The 15,480-nt window shown below is 64.5% G+C and carries 15 protein-coding genes; 10 read left to right on the forward strand and 5 right to left on the reverse strand.

The genetic code is table 11. The features are described 5' to 3' along the window. Positions 1–61 precede the first annotated feature (61 nt). Positions 62–1,276 carry an acyl-CoA dehydrogenase family protein gene (locus tag MRBLWO13_RS08490; RefSeq protein ID WP_341977916.1) on the forward strand — a complete coding sequence of 405 codons (1,215 nt, stop codon included), beginning with the start codon at positions 62–64 and terminating at the stop codon, positions 1,274–1,276. A gap of 181 nt (positions 1,277–1,457) precedes the next feature. Here MRBLWO13_RS08490 and MRBLWO13_RS08495 read toward each other — a convergent pair whose 3' ends face one another. Genes MRBLWO13_RS08495 through MRBLWO13_RS08505 form a run of 3 tightly spaced genes read right to left on the reverse strand, consistent with a single transcriptional unit; the run spans position 1,458 to position 6,385 of the window. Continuing rightward, entirely contained in the window at positions 1,458–2,840 is a 1,383-nt protein-coding gene (locus MRBLWO13_RS08495; protein ID WP_341977918.1) for an aldehyde dehydrogenase family protein, read from the reverse strand. 30 nt (positions 2,841–2,870) lie between these two features. Next, positions 2,871–4,205, reverse strand: a complete 1,335-nt coding sequence (locus tag MRBLWO13_RS08500) for a dihydrolipoamide acetyltransferase family protein (protein ID WP_341977920.1) — start codon at positions 4,203–4,205, stop codon at positions 2,871–2,873. Positions 4,206–4,207: 2 nt separating this feature from the next. After that, positions 4,208–6,385 carry a thiamine pyrophosphate-dependent enzyme gene (locus MRBLWO13_RS08505; protein WP_341977922.1) on the reverse strand — a complete coding sequence of 726 codons (2,178 nt, stop codon included), beginning with the start codon at positions 6,383–6,385 and terminating at the stop codon, positions 4,208–4,210. A gap of 155 nt (positions 6,386–6,540) precedes the next feature. Here MRBLWO13_RS08505 and MRBLWO13_RS08510 point away from each other — a divergent pair, with 155 nt between their 5' ends. From MRBLWO13_RS08510 to MRBLWO13_RS08545, 8 genes are all read left to right on the forward strand, one after another. Then, complete coding sequence (locus MRBLWO13_RS08510) at positions 6,541–7,083, forward strand: VOC family protein (RefSeq protein ID WP_341977924.1); 543 nt, start codon at positions 6,541–6,543, stop codon at positions 7,081–7,083. A gap of 7 nt (positions 7,084–7,090) precedes the next feature. Beyond that, positions 7,091–7,759 carry a GntR family transcriptional regulator gene (locus tag MRBLWO13_RS08515; protein WP_341977926.1) on the forward strand — a complete coding sequence of 223 codons (669 nt, stop codon included), beginning with the start codon at positions 7,091–7,093 and terminating at the stop codon, positions 7,757–7,759. Between the two features lie 160 nt (positions 7,760–7,919). Then, a complete protein-coding gene (locus tag MRBLWO13_RS08520; RefSeq protein ID WP_341977928.1) occupies positions 7,920–9,122 on the forward strand; it encodes an acyl-CoA dehydrogenase family protein in 1,203 nt (400 codons plus the stop codon). Between the two features lie 55 nt (positions 9,123–9,177). Then, on the forward strand, positions 9,178–9,741 hold the full coding sequence (locus MRBLWO13_RS08525; RefSeq protein WP_341977930.1) for a flavin reductase family protein: 564 nt from the start codon (positions 9,178–9,180) through the stop codon (positions 9,739–9,741). A 40-nt stretch (positions 9,742–9,781) separates the two neighbouring features. Then, positions 9,782–10,171: a RidA family protein gene (locus tag MRBLWO13_RS08530; RefSeq protein ID WP_341977933.1), complete on the forward strand. Its 390-nt coding sequence runs from the start codon at positions 9,782–9,784 to the stop codon at positions 10,169–10,171. Between the two features lie 247 nt (positions 10,172–10,418). Next, complete coding sequence (locus MRBLWO13_RS08535) at positions 10,419–11,675, forward strand: Xaa-Pro peptidase family protein (protein WP_341977935.1); 1,257 nt, start codon at positions 10,419–10,421, stop codon at positions 11,673–11,675. Positions 11,676–11,817: 142 nt separating this feature from the next. Next, a complete protein-coding gene (locus tag MRBLWO13_RS08540; RefSeq protein WP_341977937.1) occupies positions 11,818–12,873 on the forward strand; it encodes a LacI family DNA-binding transcriptional regulator in 1,056 nt (351 codons plus the stop codon). A 36-nt stretch (positions 12,874–12,909) separates the two neighbouring features. Continuing rightward, positions 12,910–13,776 (forward strand): NAD(P)-dependent oxidoreductase, encoded by an 867-nt coding sequence (locus tag MRBLWO13_RS08545; protein ID WP_341977939.1) that lies wholly within the window; start codon positions 12,910–12,912, stop codon positions 13,774–13,776. Between the two features lie 23 nt (positions 13,777–13,799). Here MRBLWO13_RS08545 and MRBLWO13_RS08550 read toward each other — a convergent pair whose 3' ends face one another. Beyond that, the gene (locus tag MRBLWO13_RS08550) at positions 13,800–14,282 is read right to left on the reverse strand and encodes a MarR family winged helix-turn-helix transcriptional regulator (RefSeq protein WP_341977941.1); all 483 of its coding nucleotides are present in this window, start codon (positions 14,280–14,282) and stop codon (positions 13,800–13,802) included. A gap of 113 nt (positions 14,283–14,395) precedes the next feature. On the opposite strand from MRBLWO13_RS08550, the gene MRBLWO13_RS08555 reads away from it, so the two are divergent. Continuing rightward, positions 14,396–15,019 (forward strand): NADPH-dependent F420 reductase, encoded by a 624-nt coding sequence (locus MRBLWO13_RS08555; RefSeq protein ID WP_341977943.1) that lies wholly within the window; start codon positions 14,396–14,398, stop codon positions 15,017–15,019. Here MRBLWO13_RS08555 and MRBLWO13_RS08560 read toward each other — a convergent pair whose 3' ends face one another. After that, a complete protein-coding gene (locus MRBLWO13_RS08560; RefSeq protein ID WP_341977945.1) occupies positions 15,020–15,469 on the reverse strand; it encodes a MerR family transcriptional regulator in 450 nt (149 codons plus the stop codon). Between the last annotated feature and the right edge of the window lie 11 nt (positions 15,470–15,480).

Here is a 15,480-nt window from a genome sequence, read left to right on the forward strand (position 1 = left end):
TCCAGGCCGGCGTCATCGAAGGAGAGCGACAGTGAGCAGTTCAGTTCAAGAAGCACCGGCCATGGACGCCTTTTTCGGCGCGCCCGGCCCCGACTACGAGATCATCGCGAAAGCACAGGCACTGCAGCCTCTGATCCGCGAGTACGCCCAGCAGGGTGAGGAGAACCGTCGTGTCTCGGAAGAGGTCATCACGGCGATGCGGGACGCAGGTCTTCTGCACATCTCGATCCCGAAGCGCTGGGGCGGCCTCGGCGGCAACTTCCGCACCTTCATCGATACCGTTGCGGCCGTCGGCCAGGCTGACGGTGCCACCGGTTGGGTTTCAGCGCTGCTGAACTCGTCCACGTGGTTCGCCACCCTGTTCTCCGAGCAGGCTCAGGAAGACGTCTTCGGCTCCAACCCCCGCGCATCCGTCGCCGCCGTGCTCTCGCCGGGTGGTCCCTTCATGCAGGCGAATTCCACCAAGAAGTTCGAGCGCGTCGAGGGCGGCATCCGCCTCACGGGCGAGTGGGGCTACTCCACCGGGTCGCTGCACGCGGACTGGTCCATCGTGCCGGTGCGCACGGGCGAGGATGAGAACGGTCTCCCCGTGAACTCGCTCGTGCTGATCCCGAAGTCGGACTCGAACATCAGGGACACCTGGTACGTGGCCGGTATGCGCGGAACGGGTTCGAACACCGTCTTCGTCGAGGACATCTTCATCCCTGACCACCGCATCGAGCCGATCGGGAACTTCGCGACCGAGCAGTACCCCCGGGTCTGGGCCGAGGAGGACAACTACAATGCCTCCTTCGTGCCTGTCGCGGAGATCGTGCTGAGCGCTGCGCAGATCGGAATGGCGCGCGGTGCCATCGAGATCGCCCGTGGCGTCGGTGAGAAGCCGATCACGTACTCGGTGTACCAGCACGCGAAGAACTCGGTGGTGCACCAGATCGAGCTGGCCAAGGCGCAGTCCGAGGCAGACCAGGCGTACCTGCTCGTCACGCGCAGTGTTGCGATCATCGACTCCGCCGCCCGTGACCGTCGCCCGATGACGGTGGAAGAGCGTGCCAGGACTCGTATGGACAACGGCCAGGCGGCAGCGCTCGTGCGCAAGTCGATCAACCGCTGCCTCAGCATCGCCGGAGCCTTCAGCTTCGCCGAGATCAATCCGCTGCAGCGTTTCTGGCGCAACAGCGAGACCGCGAGCCGTCACGCTCTGGTGCACCCGGAGATCGGCGCCGAGGTCTACGGCAAGTTCCTCTTCGGTATCGAGGACAACGTTCAGCCCTTCTGATCGTTGGACGAAAAGGGGCCCTCGGAGCGGCGACGGAGACGTCCCACCGCGCCGAGGGCCCCTTCTCCTGTCGCTGAGGCGCTGCGCCCGGGCATGCAGAACGGCCCCGTGGACCTCTCCACGGGGCCGTTCTGCATACGTCGCGCGCTCTCGGGTGAGTTCCGCTACGCGTCTTGGTGGGTCAAGCGACCCACACCGTCTTGAGGTTGCAGAACTCCCGGATGCCCTCCGCCGAGAGCTCGCGGCCGTACCCGGAGCGCTTGATGCCTCCGAAGGGCAGCTCGGGATAGGAGATGGTCATGCCGTTGATGAAGACGGCGCCGGACTCGATCGTCTTGATCGCGTGTCCGATCTCCGCTTCATCCGAGCTCCAGAACGCCGAGCCCAGGCCGAAGTCGAGACCGTTGGCAATGTTCAGAGCGTCTTCGAGCGACGCGGCTTCGTACAGGCTTGCGACAGGTCCGAAGGCCTCTTCCTCGAACAGGCGCATCTCCGGAGTGATCCCCGCGATCACGGTAGGCGGGTAGAACCATCCGTCGGCGCTGTCGTCGAAAGAGCCGCCCACGATGATGTCCGCGCCCTTCTCTCGTGCATCATCGACCAGCTCGACGATGTCGTTGCGGCCCGACGAAGTCGCCAGGGGTCCGATGTCGGTGCTCTCGTCCTGCGGATCGCCGATCTGCAACTGCGCCATCTTCGCGGCGAACTTCTCGGAGAACACGGCGTAGGCATCGGTGTGCACGATGAAGCGCTTCGCGTTGATGCAGGCCTGACCATTGTTGCTGGTGCGGGCCTTCACAGCCATTTCCGCGGCCGCCTCGAGGTCGGCAGAGGGCATCACGATGAACGGGTCTGAGCCGCCGAGCTCGAGCACGACTTTCTTCAGCACGTCGCCGGCGATCGACGCGACCGACCTCCCGGCTGGCTCAGAACCGGTCAGCGTGACGGCGGATACGCGCGGATCCCGGATGACGCTCTCGACCCGTCCAGCGCCGATGAGAAGGGTCGAGAAGGAGCCTTGAGGAAAGCCCGCACGCGTGAAGAGACTGCCGAGGTAGACCGCCGCCTGAGGCACGTTCGAGGCGTGCTTCAGGATGCCCGCGTTCCCGGCCATCAAGGCCGGTGCCGCGAAACGGATGACCTGCCAGATGGGGTAGTTCCACGGCATGACGGCGAGGACGACGCCGAGCGGGTCGAAGCGCGTGCCAGCTTGGCTCGCGCCGACCGCGGAGGGGTCGTCGAGAGTGCGCCCGCTGAGGAAACCTTCGGCGTTCTCGGCGTAATATCGCATCGCGTAGACGGACTTCGCCACCTCACCACGCGACTGTGCGATGGGCTTGCCCATCTCGTCCGTGATCATCGCCGCGACCACTTCGAGGTCAGCCTCCAGGAGGTCCGCGGCGGCGTTCATGAGCTCGGCTCGGCGAGCCCACCCTGCCGCCTTGAGCTGCGGTACAGCGGTGTTGGCGGCGGCCAGCTTCTGTTCGACGACAGTGTCGCTATCCTGCTCGAACGTCGCCAGTTCCTCCCCGGTGGTGGGGTTGACACTTCGCATGATTGCCATGGTTGCTTTCTTTCGTCAGGTCAGGTCAGGTCAGATCAGGATGGTGAGAGGGTTCTCGATGCGTCGTTGGAAGGCGGCGAGCCACAGGGCCGCGACCGCCCCGTCCAGTACGCGATGGTCAGCTGAGAGCGTCACGGTCATGACCTTCCCGGTAGAGAGAGCCCCGTCCGAGTCGATCACCGGCACCGCCCGCGCGGCGCCGACCGCGAGGATTCCCGCCTGCGGCGGGTTGAGGATGGCGGTGAACTGCGACGTGCCGTACATGCCGAGGTTCGATACAGAGAAGCTGCCTCCCTCGAGCTCGTGCTGCTTGAGCCGCCCTGAGCGTGCGCGCTCCGCCATCTCGGCGATGGTGGCGCTCACTTCTGTCAGCGACATGCGTTCGATTCCGCGCAGCACCGGAGTGGTCAGGCCGCCTTCCGTGGCGACGGCGACCGAGACATCTGCGGAGGAGAACTGACGGATGCTGTCGCCGTTCCACGTCGCGTTCGCCTGCGAGACCTCCATGAGAGCTGCGCCGACGGCCTTCACCACGAAGTCGTTGACGGAGATCTTGCGACTCGCCGTCTGGTTCACCGTCGCACGCAGGGCCATCAACTCGTCCACGCGGCAGTCGGCCACAAGATAGAAGTGCGGCACGGTCGACTTGCTCTCGGTGAGGCGACGGGCGATCGCCTTGCGCATGCGATCGAGGGGGATGTCCTCGTAGGGTGCTGTGCCGGCAGCCGCGACCTCCGAAGTGCTCGCACTCGACGGCTCCTGCGCGGGCGCGGGAGAGGGCGCGACCGGAACGGGAGGAGCTGTCGTCAGCCGGGTCAGGTGCGTCTCGAAGTCGCGACGCACGATCCGCCCGTTGGGACCGGTTCCTTGTACGTCTTGCAACGCCACGCCGTGCTGTTCCGCGAGCCGACGGACGATGGGGGTAGCGAAGAGTCGACGCGCTTCAGCTGCATCGCTCTGCTCCGGGGCGGGGACGGTCGCCTGCTCCATCGCAGTGACCGGGGGCGTCGGCTGGGCCGAGTTCGACGGTTGCGGCTCTGGATCGGTGGCCTCTGCGGGCGGCGCCGATGGCGTCTCGCCCAGGCCGATAGCCGCGAGAGCAGCATCGATATCCTTCTCGCTGTCGCCGGGGGCGAGCATCACGAAGATCGGATCGCCCACCGCCACGCTGTCGCCCTCGGGAACGAGGAGGCGTCCAACCACTCCGGCGGCCTCCGACAGCATCTCGACGCTCGCCTTGTCGGTCTCGATCTCGGCGATCGGCTGATTCTGTGCGATGGTATCGCCCGGGGAGACGAGCCAAGACTGGACAGCCGCTTCTTCGGCGCCAGCGAGGATCTCGGGCATGCGGATGATTTCAACCATGATCAGGATCCGAATCCGGCGCGGACTGCTTCCAGGCCCGCGACCACTTCTTCCGTGCGGGCGATGGCTGCCCGCTCCAACACGCGAGAGATGCTGGGCGATGCTTCTTCTCCGGTGACTCGGGCGACCGGCTGATCGAGCCAGTCGAAGAATCGCCGCTGGATCTCGTCGGCGAGCCATGCGCCGTAGGACGTGCCCTGCGAGCCCTGCTCGACGATCAGCACGGCGTTCGTCTTGCGGATGCTGTCGCCGATGGTTTCCCAGTCGATGGATGCCCGGTCGAGCCAGCGCAGGTCGATGAGTTCGGCATCGATGCCGGTCTGCTCGATCGCTTCCTTGGAGTGAGCGACCATTGCCAGGTAGGTGAGGACGGTGACGTCGGAACCTTCCCGGAGCACGGCGGCCGAGCCCGGCTCGATGATGTAATCGAGATCGCCCTCCGGGATCTCGTCAGCTGTGCCATAGAGGTCGACATGCTCGATCACGAGCACCGGGTCCTGCAGCGCGAGAGCCGCATTCATCAGACCGATGTAGTCCCTCGCGTTGGAGGGGGCGACGATTCGCCATCCGGGGCTGGTCGCGAAGATGCCCGCGGGGTCCATCAGGTGCTGTGACCCGTAGCCGGATCCCATCGCGACCTTGGTGCGCAGCACGAGAGGCACATCGTTGTCGCCACCGAACATGTGCCGCGCCTTGCCGATCTGGTTGAAAACCTGGTCGGCGGCCACCCACATGAAGTCCGGGTACATGAACTCGACGACCGGACGGAAGCGGCCGTCCAGGGCGAGGCCACCGGCGAGACCGACGAAGGCGTTCTCGCTGATGGGGGTGCCGAGGATGCGATCCTCGCCGTACTTCTTCGGCAGCCCCTTGGTGGCGCCGTTGGTGCCTCCGTTGAGGCGATGCACGTCTTCGCCCATCACGACGATGCGCGGGTCCGTCTCCATGCGGCGGTCCATCACCTGGGCCACGGCCTCGATGAACTTCACCGGGCGCAGGGGAGCGGACTCATCGAGCGCGGGGAGACCCTGCAACTCGCTACCGTCGCCTCTGACGCCCACGTTTACGAAGCTCGTCTCCGGCCACAGCTCCGGTCGGATGCGGCGCTTTCCGGGGCGATCCGGATCTGACTCGAGAAGTTGAGCTGCGGCCTCCGTCATCGCAGCCTGAACGCGTTCGCGAAGGGCCGAGACGCCGGCGTCCTCGATGAGTCCACGACGGATCATGTGCCGGGCCACGAGGTCCAGGGGATCGCGGGCGAGCCAGAGTGCCTCCTCCTCCTTCGTGCGGTATCCGAACGCGCTGCCGGGGTAGGCGCCGTTCTGGTGGAAGAACCGGTACACCTCTGCCTCGATGACGGTCGGGCCTTCGCCCGAGCGCATCCGCTCTGATGCCTCCAGGGTTGCCAGGTGCACCGCGAGCGGGTCCATTCCGTCCACACGCCAGGAGGGGATTCCGAAGCCCTGGCCGCGGACGGAGAACCTCGGATCCGCGGTGATCTCGTCGGCGCGCGTCGACACCGCGTAGAGGTTGTTCTCCACGAAGAAGCAGACCGGCAGCTTCCATGCGGCAGCGAGGTTCATCGACTCCAGCACCGAGCCGATCTGCGCTGCGCCGTCGCCGAAGTAGTTGATGGACAGATCCGTCGTCCCTGAGTGCTTCTGCGCCCAGGCGTTACCGGTGGCCATCGGTGCGCCGCCGCCGACGATCGCATTGGTTCCGAGTGCCCCGGCTTCGAACCACTGGAGGTGCATCGACCCGCCGCGGCCACGGCAGTAGCCCTGCGCGAGGCCAAGGATCTCCGCCAGGGTCCGCTGCAGGACCGTCTGGATGTCGTCGTTCACCGGCTCGGCGGGATCGATCGTTCCGGCGCTGACGTGGGTGAGAGCTTTCGCGAGGAACTGATGGTGACCCCGGTGAGACCCGTTGACGCCGTCGGTGGAGCGAAGCCCGACGATTGAGCCGACTGCTCCACCTTCCTGCCCGATGCTCGAGTGCGCTGGCCCATGGACGAGTCCCTCGCCGGCGATCTCGAGGACCGTCTCCTCGAACGCGCGGATCAGATGCAGTTCACTCAGCATGGTCCCCAGAAGTGCGGGATCGGCTGCATTCCAATCCGCGTCGGTGGTGGTCAGCTGGAACCAGTCGACGCCGGTCTGGAGTCGCTTCTTCTTCGGCATCTTCGCCATTCCTCTCGCGCGATCACCTAGACCGCTGAGTCGACGGTAGCGGAGTATCGGATCCAATACAAACGTTTGCATATCGGAATATATCGTCGTAGACTGCCGATACGGGTACGGTGTATCCAATTTGGTTGCGACAGAGGAGTCCACATATGGCTGACGCCGTGCGGCCGGGCATCCCCGGCATCCACGGGACCGACCACATCGGATTCACCGTCCCGGATCTGGAAGAAGCTGAGCGATTCCTCGTCGACATCCTCGGTTGCGAACGCGTCTACACCCTCGGATCGAAGAAATCAGACGGCGACTGGATGCACACGCATCTGGGAGTGCATCCGCGCACTGTCATCAGTGAGATCCGCTTCTTCCGGCTGGGCAACGGGGCCAACTTCGAGGTCTTCCTCTATGAGGCGGCCGATGGTCAGGCGCCCCATCCCCGCAACAGCGACCTCGGCGGGTTTCACATCGCGTTCTACGTCGATGACATCGACGAGGCCGTGCGCTACCTGAATGACAACGGCGTCGAGGTCATGGGGTCTCCGACATCCAGTGCCCAGGCTGCGGAAGGCCAGCGCTGGGTCTATTTCACCAGCCCGTGGGGTCTGCAGTTCGAACTTGTGAGCTTCCCCCAGGGCAAGGCGTACGAGAAGCAAGCCGACAGCCTGCTCTGGCACCCGGCGCACCCCGAGCGATGAGGTCGACATGTCGATAGAGACCAGCACGCTCATCCACGGTGCGACCGGCGCTCGCATCGCGGCGACGCTGCGTGATGCCATCCTCTTGGGTGAATACGCACCGGGCGAGCGTATCCGTCAAGGCCAGCTCGCCGATCAGCTCGGCGCCAGTCGCTTGCCCGTGCGCGAGGCGTTGCGGATGCTGGAGGCGGAGGGCCTCGTCACGCTCGTCGCGAACACCGGCGCCTGGGTGTCGAGGCTCACGATCTCGGACTGCGAGGAGATGTATCGCATGCGGGAGAGTCTGGAACCGCTGCTTCTCGGGTTGAACGTCCCTCTCCTGTCGGACTCGGTGATCGACAACATGGATTCCCTTGCCAACGCGATGGCGAGCACCTCCGATGTCGAGCGCTTTCTGCTCCTGGATCGCGAGTTCCATCACTCGAGCCTGCAGGCTGTGCAGACCACTGTTCTCGGCGAGACGGTCTTTCGCCTGTGGAATCGCACGCAGCACTATCGGAGGACTGCGACGCGCCTCTTCTATCGCGAGGGCGATGATGCGGTGCATCACGACCATCACCTTCTGGTCACGGCTCTACGTCGTCGAGATGCCGACGAGGCCGAGCAGGTCCTCCGCCGACATATCCGTCGCAGTCGGCTCGAACTGGTTCGACATCCGGAGGTCTTCGATGCATAGCCTGCAGGCGGCGGCACTCTTCCCATGCGACGCAGGCGAATCCGGCAACTTACGACCTTGAAACATCGCTGCAACAATCTCGGCCTAGCATAAGGCGCAAGCAATCGTTTGCATTTTGTCTCTTGCTTCAAAAATTCAGACGTCCCGAGGAGGAACACCCTTGTTTGACACACTTGTTCGACCATCGATCACTGAAGTCATCGATCGAATCACGGCGCTTCGCCCCGAGCTCGCAGAAGGCGGACGTGAAGGAGACCTCTCCCGGCGTGTTCCGGAACGCATCTTCGAGGCTGTACGGGCCACGGGAGCATTCAGCGTGTCGGCGCCGGAGAAGTTTGGCGGGCTCGCCGGCAACACTCGTGACGTGCAGGCCGTGACGAGTGCGATCGGTGCCGGCGACGGCAGCCTCGCCTGGATGGCCGGCATCTACAACACCGGCGCTTGGGTGCTGAGCCTCATGAGCGATCAGGCGCAGGGCGATGTCTGGGGGGAGCGGGGGAAGGCGGGCGCGCTCGTCTCCATCGTCCTTGCCACCACGTCAGAGGCCGTCGTCGTTGACGGGGGATACCGCATCACCGGTCGATGGGCGTACGGCACGGGCAGCCGCGAGGCAGAATGGTCGCTTCTCGGCGTGCCGCTCAAGAACGTCGCGGGTGAGATCATCGACGCCGGTGTTGCGTTGATCCCTCGAGAGGACCTCACCTTTGAGGACGACTGGTTCGTCGCTGGGATGAAGTCGACGGCGAGCGTCACCCAGCTCGCGAACGATGTTCTTGTGCCGAGTCACCGCATCTTCCGGCTGACCGCAGCGATCGAGGGTGAGTACATCGGCAGCAACCAGGAGACGTCGTATCGCACGATGTTCGTGCCGTCGCTCTTCATGAACTTGGTGGGGCCCCACCTGGGAATGGGCCGCGCAGCACTGGACTTCGTGGTGGCGGCGGCGGGAACCAAGTCCATCGCCTTCACGGGATATGACCGTCAGGCGGATTCGACGATCTTTCAGTACACGCTCGCCAAAGCTGCGGTTCAGCTCGCGGCGGCCGAAGCTCTGGCTGAGCAGGTCGCTGACGAGATCTACCTCACGGCCGAACGAGGCGAGTATGCGCCTTACGCCGATCGCATTGCATTGCGTGCGAAGGCGGGCTGGGTCATCGACACGATCACTCAACTCATCGGTGATCTAGTGACGGCGCACGGCTCCGCAGGGTTCTCCGACTCGTCGGTGCTCCAGCGGATCTGGCGTGATCAGGCAGCAGCAGCCCGACACGGGCACACCCTCTCGGCGAGTGGCTACGAGGCTCTCGGGCGGGTGATGGTGGGCCGTGAAGGCGATGCCCGCTTTGTCCTGCCTGTGGTGTGAGTCCCCGGTCGAGACCGACTTCGAAAACAACCAAGTGAACGGTGAGAAAATGACCATGACTGAGACTCATTCCGCCATCTCCGCTGATGACTTTCGCTTCGCCTTCCGGTCGCACCCGGCCGGCGTCGCGATCGTCACCGCCGACGCTGGCGATGGCCCGGTCGCGATGACCGTCAGCTCTGTCGCATCGGTGTCCATCGATCCGCCGACGCTCGTCTTCTCGGCGTCGGCCCTCTCTTCGAGTACGCCGACGATCCTCAAGGCTGAGACAGTCGTCGTGCACATGCTCGCTGCAGACCAGGTCGCCCTTGCCAAGCTGGGTGCGCAGCGGGGGGTCGACCGGTTCGGACCGGACGTCGAGTGGAGCCGGCTCCCCACCGGTGAGCCTTACTACCCGGGGGCGCACTGGTTGCGCGGACGGGTCGTACAGCGGGTGGATGCCAACGGCTCGACCCTGATCCTCGTTGAGGCGATCGAGTCCAAGCAGCACGGCGAAGACGTCGACCAGGAGCCGATTCCTCTCGTGTATCACAACCGCCGGTGGCACACGCTCTCGGACCGATCTTCGCTACCCACATCTTCCGTCCCGTTCTGCGTCGTCTACGGACGAGACGAATGAGAACCTTCCGACCATTCGCATTCAACAAGGAGTAATGAATATGACCAACGAACGTATCTCCCGCATCCCGGCTCCCGTGGTTCCCGGCATCTCTGACAGCACCCGCGTCACCGCGGGTGAGCTCATCTTCATCTCTGGGCAGGTTGGGTTCGAAGAAGACGGATCTGTGCCCACCGACTTCGTTCGCGCTATCGAACTCACGTACGGCGAGTTCGAGCGCGCCCTGCATGCCGCCGGCGTCACGTATGACGACCTGGTTCGCGTGAACGTGTACATCACGGAACTCGACCAGGAGAAGCTTCACACCTGGCGAGAGACGCGCAACGGCATCGTCAAGACGACCACGCCTTCCGCGAGCACCGTCATCGGTGTGCACTCCCTCTACAACGGCGCGACGATCGAGATCGACGGCATCGCCGCAGTTCGATAAAGAGCGGACAGGGTGGGCAGCCTCTCTTGATGAGCGGGCTGCCTCTTCCTCCTCTCGTTCCGGGCAGCGCGATGCTGCGTGTCGTGACTGCTGGATGGTCAGCTAAGTCGGCCATCTGATGGTCACCTCACGATCCGGAGGAAGTGGTTGCGATTCCCCAGGGGATCGGTTTCCGCTCGCAATGCAATCGTTTGAATTTGCGGTACCGTCGAATACGACCACCGTCCCAATAGAGAGATCGCCACCGATGGCCGAGGCCGCCAACACTCCCCGACCGCTCCTGACTCCCGGACAGATGGGTGTCGACTACGAGATGCGGGTCGACTTCTCCCGCCTTCGGGACTATCGCCTCCAGCGCGCCCAAGCCGCGCTGGAAGCGAGCGAATGCGGTGCCTTCCTGTTGTTCGACTTCTATAACATCCGCTACACCACGTCGTCGTGGGTCGGTGGCGCGCTGGGCGACAAGATGATCCGGTACGCCCTGCTCACGCGTGGCGGGGAGCCGCACCTGTGGGACTTCGGTTCTGCGGTCAAGCACCACCAGCTCTACTCGCCATGGCTGAAGCAGGACCACAATCATCCCGGCTTCCTCGGATTCCGGGGCGCGGTGGCTCCCACCGCGGGCCTCATGGTCGATGCCGTGACCGAGATCAAGGGCATCCTCAAGGACCTCGGGCTGCACAATAGCCCGGTCGGGATCGACATCGTCGAGCCACCGTTCCTTTTCGAGATGCAGCGCCAGGGCCTCACAGTGGTCGACGCCCAGCAGCACATGCTCGATGCCCGCGAGATCAAGAGCGCCGACGAGATCATGCTGTTGAACCAGGCAGCGGCGATGGTCGACGGTGTCTATACCGACATCGTCGAAGCGCTGAAGCCCGGTGTGCGCGAGAGCGACATCGTCGCTTTGGCGGCGAAGAAGCTCTACGAGTACGGCTCCGATCAGGTGGAGGCGATCAACGCGATCTCCGGAGAGCGTTGCAACCCGCATCCGCACAACTTCACCGACCGGATCATCCGTCCGGGCGATCAGGCGTTCTTCGACATCATCCACTCGTTCAACGGGTATCGCACGTGCTATTACCGCACGTTCAGTGTGGGTCGTGCGACAGGTCCCCAGAAGAGTGCATACTCGCAGGCGCGGGAGTGGATGGACAACGCGATCGCAGCCATCAAGCCCGGGGTGGGCTCAGACGAGATCGCGTCGTTGTTCCCCACCGCGGAGTCTCTGGGGTTCGATGACGAGCTCTCGGCCTTCGGTCTGCAGTTCTGCCACGGACTCGGGCTCGGACTTCACGAGCGGCCGGTGATCTCACGGCTGAACAGCTACCGCGAACCAGTCGAGATCAAGACCGGCATGGTGTTCGCGGTCGAGACATACTGCCCGGCGAGTGACGGCTATTCGGCTGCGCGCATCGAGGAGGAGGTCGTCGTGACGGAAGACGGTCCGATCATTCTCACGAAGTATCCCGCCGACGAACTCATGGTCGCCAACCCGTACTGAGTGGCGGAGTATCTCTCGCGAGACCATGGACCAGGATGAGGGTACCGACAGCGCGGCCCGAGACTTCGCGGGATCGGTACGCGCTGCGAGGAGCACGGACCGAGTGCGCCTCGGGCGAATGAACGGGCATTACAGTGCGAATATGGCCGAATCCCGAGTTCCCAACCTGAAAGATGTCGCGCGCGAGGCGGGCGTCCATGTCGCGACGGCGTCACGAGCTCTGAGTGATGACCAATCCCACCTCGTGAGCGAGGCGACCAAGGCGCGGGTGCACGCCGTGGCAGAGGGGCTCGGCTATCGTACGAACGCGGTCGCGCAAAGTCTGCGCCGGGGGAGAACGGGCACGATCGGCGTCGTGGTAGCCGACTTGGCCAACTCCTTCGTGGTTTCCTTGCTGCGAGGGATCGAGCACGAAGCCCGCACCGGCACCTATACGCCACTTGTGGCCGAAACCCACGATGACCCGGCGATCCTGCGTAGCGTCGTGATCCGACTTCTGCGCAATCAGGTGGATTGCATCATCCTGAGTGCCGCGCAGGTCGATGACGAGGATTTCGTCTCGGATCTCGAGCGCCGGGTTCCGGTGGTGCTGGCGGTACGAGGATTCGGTTCGTCCGGGCTCGCCGGTGCCGAGCGACGTCACCTCGAGGTATTGCCGGACGACTTCGTGGGTGCCCGGGTGGCGGTAGAACACCTCCTGGCTCTGGGGCACCGGCGCATCGCCCAGATACCAGGTACGTTCCAGATATCCTCCTTCGTCGAGCGCGCGCGGGGGTTCGGCGCGGCGATGCGCGAGCACCCCGAAGCCTCCGATGTGTCGACAGGTGCCCATGCGCCGGAGAGCACCGTCGAGGAGGGGCGACGTCAGGCGGAGATGCTTCTGCGTCAGCCGCCTGACAGGCGACCCACTGCGGTCTTCGCGCACAACGACCTGATGGCAATCGGCGCGATCGATGCGATTAGAGCCGCCAGATTGCGGTGTCCCGAGGACATCTCAGTAGTCGGCTACAACGATGCGCCGCTCGTTGACCATCTCGACCCGCCGCTGACGACCGTGCGCCTCCCCGGTTTCGAGCTGGGTCGTCGTAGCGCGCGTATCGCGTTCGATCTCCTCGAGGGAGTGAGACCGACCGACGTCCGTCAGATGCTCGAGCCCGAGTTCATCGAGCGTGGCTCGACAAGCGCGAATTTCCCCTGACCTCCTCTTTTCCAGGACTATCGAACGGAGTTTCTCGTGACAACAGTTGGTTTCCTCGGCCTTGGCACCATGGGCGCAGGCATGGCTCGCCGTCTCATCGATGCGGGGCACGAGGTGCTCGTCTGGAACCGATCGCGCGCGCCGCTGGAGCCGCTCGTTGCGGCCGGAGCCCGACCGGTGGCGACACCCGCCGAGGCGCTTCGCGCCGGAGTCGCGGTCTCGATGCTCGCGAACGACGCGGCCGCAAACGCGGTCTTCTCCGACGAGACACTCCGCAGTGCGGCCGGCTCGGTGCACGTCAACATGTCGACGCTGAGTCTCGATACCGTGCGGGATCTGGTCGCGCGTCATCGCGAGGCTGGTGTCGACTATGTCGCCGCTCCGGTGCTGGGCCGCCCTCACCTGGCAGCAAGCGGTGGTCTGAACATCGTCGCCGCCGGACCTGAGGCCGCTCTGGACCGTGCCGAAGAGTTCCTGACGGTTCTCGGAAAGCGCACCTGGCGCCTCGGCGACCAACCGGAGCGTGCGAACCTCGTCAAGATCGGGGTCAACTACAACCTCATCCACACGCTGCAGGCGCTGGCCGAGTCGGTCAACCTGATCGAGCGGGGAGGTGTCGACGGTTCGGTCTTCGTCGAGATCCTGACCGACGCCGCCTACACCGGGAGCGCATACACCGGATACGGCAAGATGATCGCCGAACGCGGGTATCTGCCCGTCGGATTCTCGGCGGAGCTGGGACTCAAGGATCTCAATCTGGCACGGTCGGCTGCGCAGGAGTTCCGTGCAGCCCTGCCGACTGCGTCGGTTCTCACTGACATCTTCGAGCAGACGCTCCAGGATGAAGAGCTCGCCAGGCTCGACTGGTCGGCGATGGCGGAGATCACGCGCCGACAGGACTGACGGCCGTCGGACAGGAATCCCGCTCAGCGGGAGGAGGATCTCTCGGCCGCAGCGAACCCGACGCGGTGGAGCGGATCGAGTCGCTCGACGAGCGGCGCCAGAATGCGGGTCAAAGCTCGGAGATCGTCGACGGACAGATGGTCGATGACGACCGACTTGGCGAGCGCGATGTGATCAGGTACCGCGCGGATGAGTTCACGTCGCCCTGCCGCGGTGAGCCTGACATTCACGACGCGGGCATCGTCATCTGCTCCGATGCGTTCCACCAGGTCGCGAACTGCGAGTTTACCGACGACCCTCGACAGGCGAGGCAGCGTCGAGTTCGTGGCGGAGGCGAGGTCCTTCGTGCGCAGAGTGCTGTTCTTCGCCTGCTGCAGTGTGCCGATGACTATGAACTCGAAGTGTGTCAGACCGGAGTCCGCCTGCAGTTGCGCGTCGAGCGCTGCCGGGAGCAGCTCCGCCGTCCAGACGAGCGCCAACCAGGCGCGAGATTGCTCATCGGTCATCCGAGGGACTTTGTAGGACATATCGCACCAACTCTAGGGGGAACAGATCAGGCCGAGAGTAGGTTGTGAGAAGTAGTTGTAGTTGCAACCTAATTGAGCAGGAGGACGGAAACGTGGCAAGCATCTCCATCATCGGAACAGGGAACATGGGCTCGGCGATCGCCGGTATCCTCGCGAAGGGCGGCGCGTCGGTGCAGGCTGTCGCGAGGGACTCGGCGAAAGCTGCCGCCCTGGCAGAGCAGGTCGGAGGCACGGCGGCCGCCTTCGGGGAGGCGCTGACGGGTGAGATCGTCGTGCTCGCAATTCCTTACCCTGCGGTCGCAGACGTTATTGAGACGTACGCCGAGCAGCTGCAGGGCAAGATCGTCGTCGATGTCACCAATCCGGTCGATTTCGACACGTTCGACGCACTCACAGTGCCCGCCGACTCCTCCGCTGCTGCTGAGTTCCAGCGAGCGGTTCCCGACGCGAAGGTCGTGAAGGCCTTTAACACCAATTTCGCCGCCACCCTCGGGTCGCGCGAGGTGGGCGGAGTCCCCACGACCGTGATCGTGGCGAGTGACGACGACCAGGCCAAAGCGCAGCTGACCGAGATCATCTCGGCCAGCGGCGTCTCCGTGACCGACGCGGGGTCGCTGAAGCGGGCGCGGGAACTCGAGGCGCTCGGATTCCTGCAGCTCGTCCTCGCGGTGCGCGAAGAGGTGCCCTGGACCGGTGGCTTCGCCATCCGTTCCTAATCAGCGCGAATGCGGGCGGAGCGTGTCGGTCGGCGCTTCGTCCCGCTCTCCCGCGTCCGCGCCCGATAAATGGGGGCTGGCCGTGAGCAGATCTGCGTGGGCGGAGTTCTGGAGATAGCCGATGACGGCCTCGCGGCTCTTCTGTAGGCAGAGGATGCGGTTCTCCACCACACGCAGCTCTCTCGCCAGCTCTACGGCGGAGGCGCGATTCTCCGCCGTCGACGGCCGGTCGGCTGCGGGGGACTCAATGTCCAGCACTATCTTGATCATGCGAGTGGAGAGCCCCGCTTCGACGAGGGCACGGACGTGGCGGGCGTGTTCCACCTGCTCTTCGAAGTAGTCGCGGTACCCGTTTCCCGAGCGTGATGCCTCGATGAGTCCCTGTTGCTCGTAGTAACGCAGCATCCGCGCCGGCGCGCCGATCTCCGCCGCAGCCTCGCTGATCCTCATCAGGTGCATCC

The sequence above is a fragment of the Microbacterium sp. LWO13-1.2 genome, from assembly GCF_038397725.1.
Lineage (GTDB): Bacteria > Actinomycetota > Actinomycetes > Actinomycetales > Microbacteriaceae > Microbacterium.

Excerpts from the sequence above, each read along its gene's own strand:
- MRBLWO13_RS08550 (WP_341977941.1), bottom strand. The coding sequence starts at position 14,282 with ATGACCGATGAGCAATCTCGCGCCTGGTTGGCGCTCGTCTGGACGGCG.
- MRBLWO13_RS08530 (WP_341977933.1), top strand. The coding sequence starts at position 9,782 with ATGACCAACGAACGTATCTCCCGCATCCCGGCTCCCGTGGTTCCCGGC.
- MRBLWO13_RS08540 (WP_341977937.1), top strand. The coding sequence starts at position 11,818 with ATGGCCGAATCCCGAGTTCCCAACCTGAAAGATGTCGCGCGCGAGGCG.
- MRBLWO13_RS08535 (WP_341977935.1), top strand. The coding sequence starts at position 10,419 with ATGGCCGAGGCCGCCAACACTCCCCGACCGCTCCTGACTCCCGGACAG.
- MRBLWO13_RS08510 (WP_341977924.1), top strand. The coding sequence starts at position 6,541 with ATGGCTGACGCCGTGCGGCCGGGCATCCCCGGCATCCACGGGACCGAC.
- MRBLWO13_RS08525 (WP_341977930.1), top strand. The coding sequence starts at position 9,178 with ATGACTGAGACTCATTCCGCCATCTCCGCTGATGACTTTCGCTTCGCC.
- MRBLWO13_RS08500 (WP_341977920.1), bottom strand. The coding sequence starts at position 4,205 with ATGGTTGAAATCATCCGCATGCCCGAGATCCTCGCTGGCGCCGAAGAA.
- MRBLWO13_RS08560 (WP_341977945.1), bottom strand. The coding sequence starts at position 15,469 with ATGAGGATCAGCGAGGCTGCGGCGGAGATCGGCGCGCCGGCGCGGATG.
- MRBLWO13_RS08515 (WP_341977926.1), top strand. The coding sequence starts at position 7,091 with ATGTCGATAGAGACCAGCACGCTCATCCACGGTGCGACCGGCGCTCGC.
- MRBLWO13_RS08505 (WP_341977922.1), bottom strand. The coding sequence starts at position 6,385 with ATGCCGAAGAAGAAGCGACTCCAGACCGGCGTCGACTGGTTCCAGCTG.
- MRBLWO13_RS08490 (WP_341977916.1), top strand. The coding sequence starts at position 62 with ATGGACGCCTTTTTCGGCGCGCCCGGCCCCGACTACGAGATCATCGCG.
- MRBLWO13_RS08495 (WP_341977918.1), bottom strand. The coding sequence starts at position 2,840 with ATGGCAATCATGCGAAGTGTCAACCCCACCACCGGGGAGGAACTGGCG.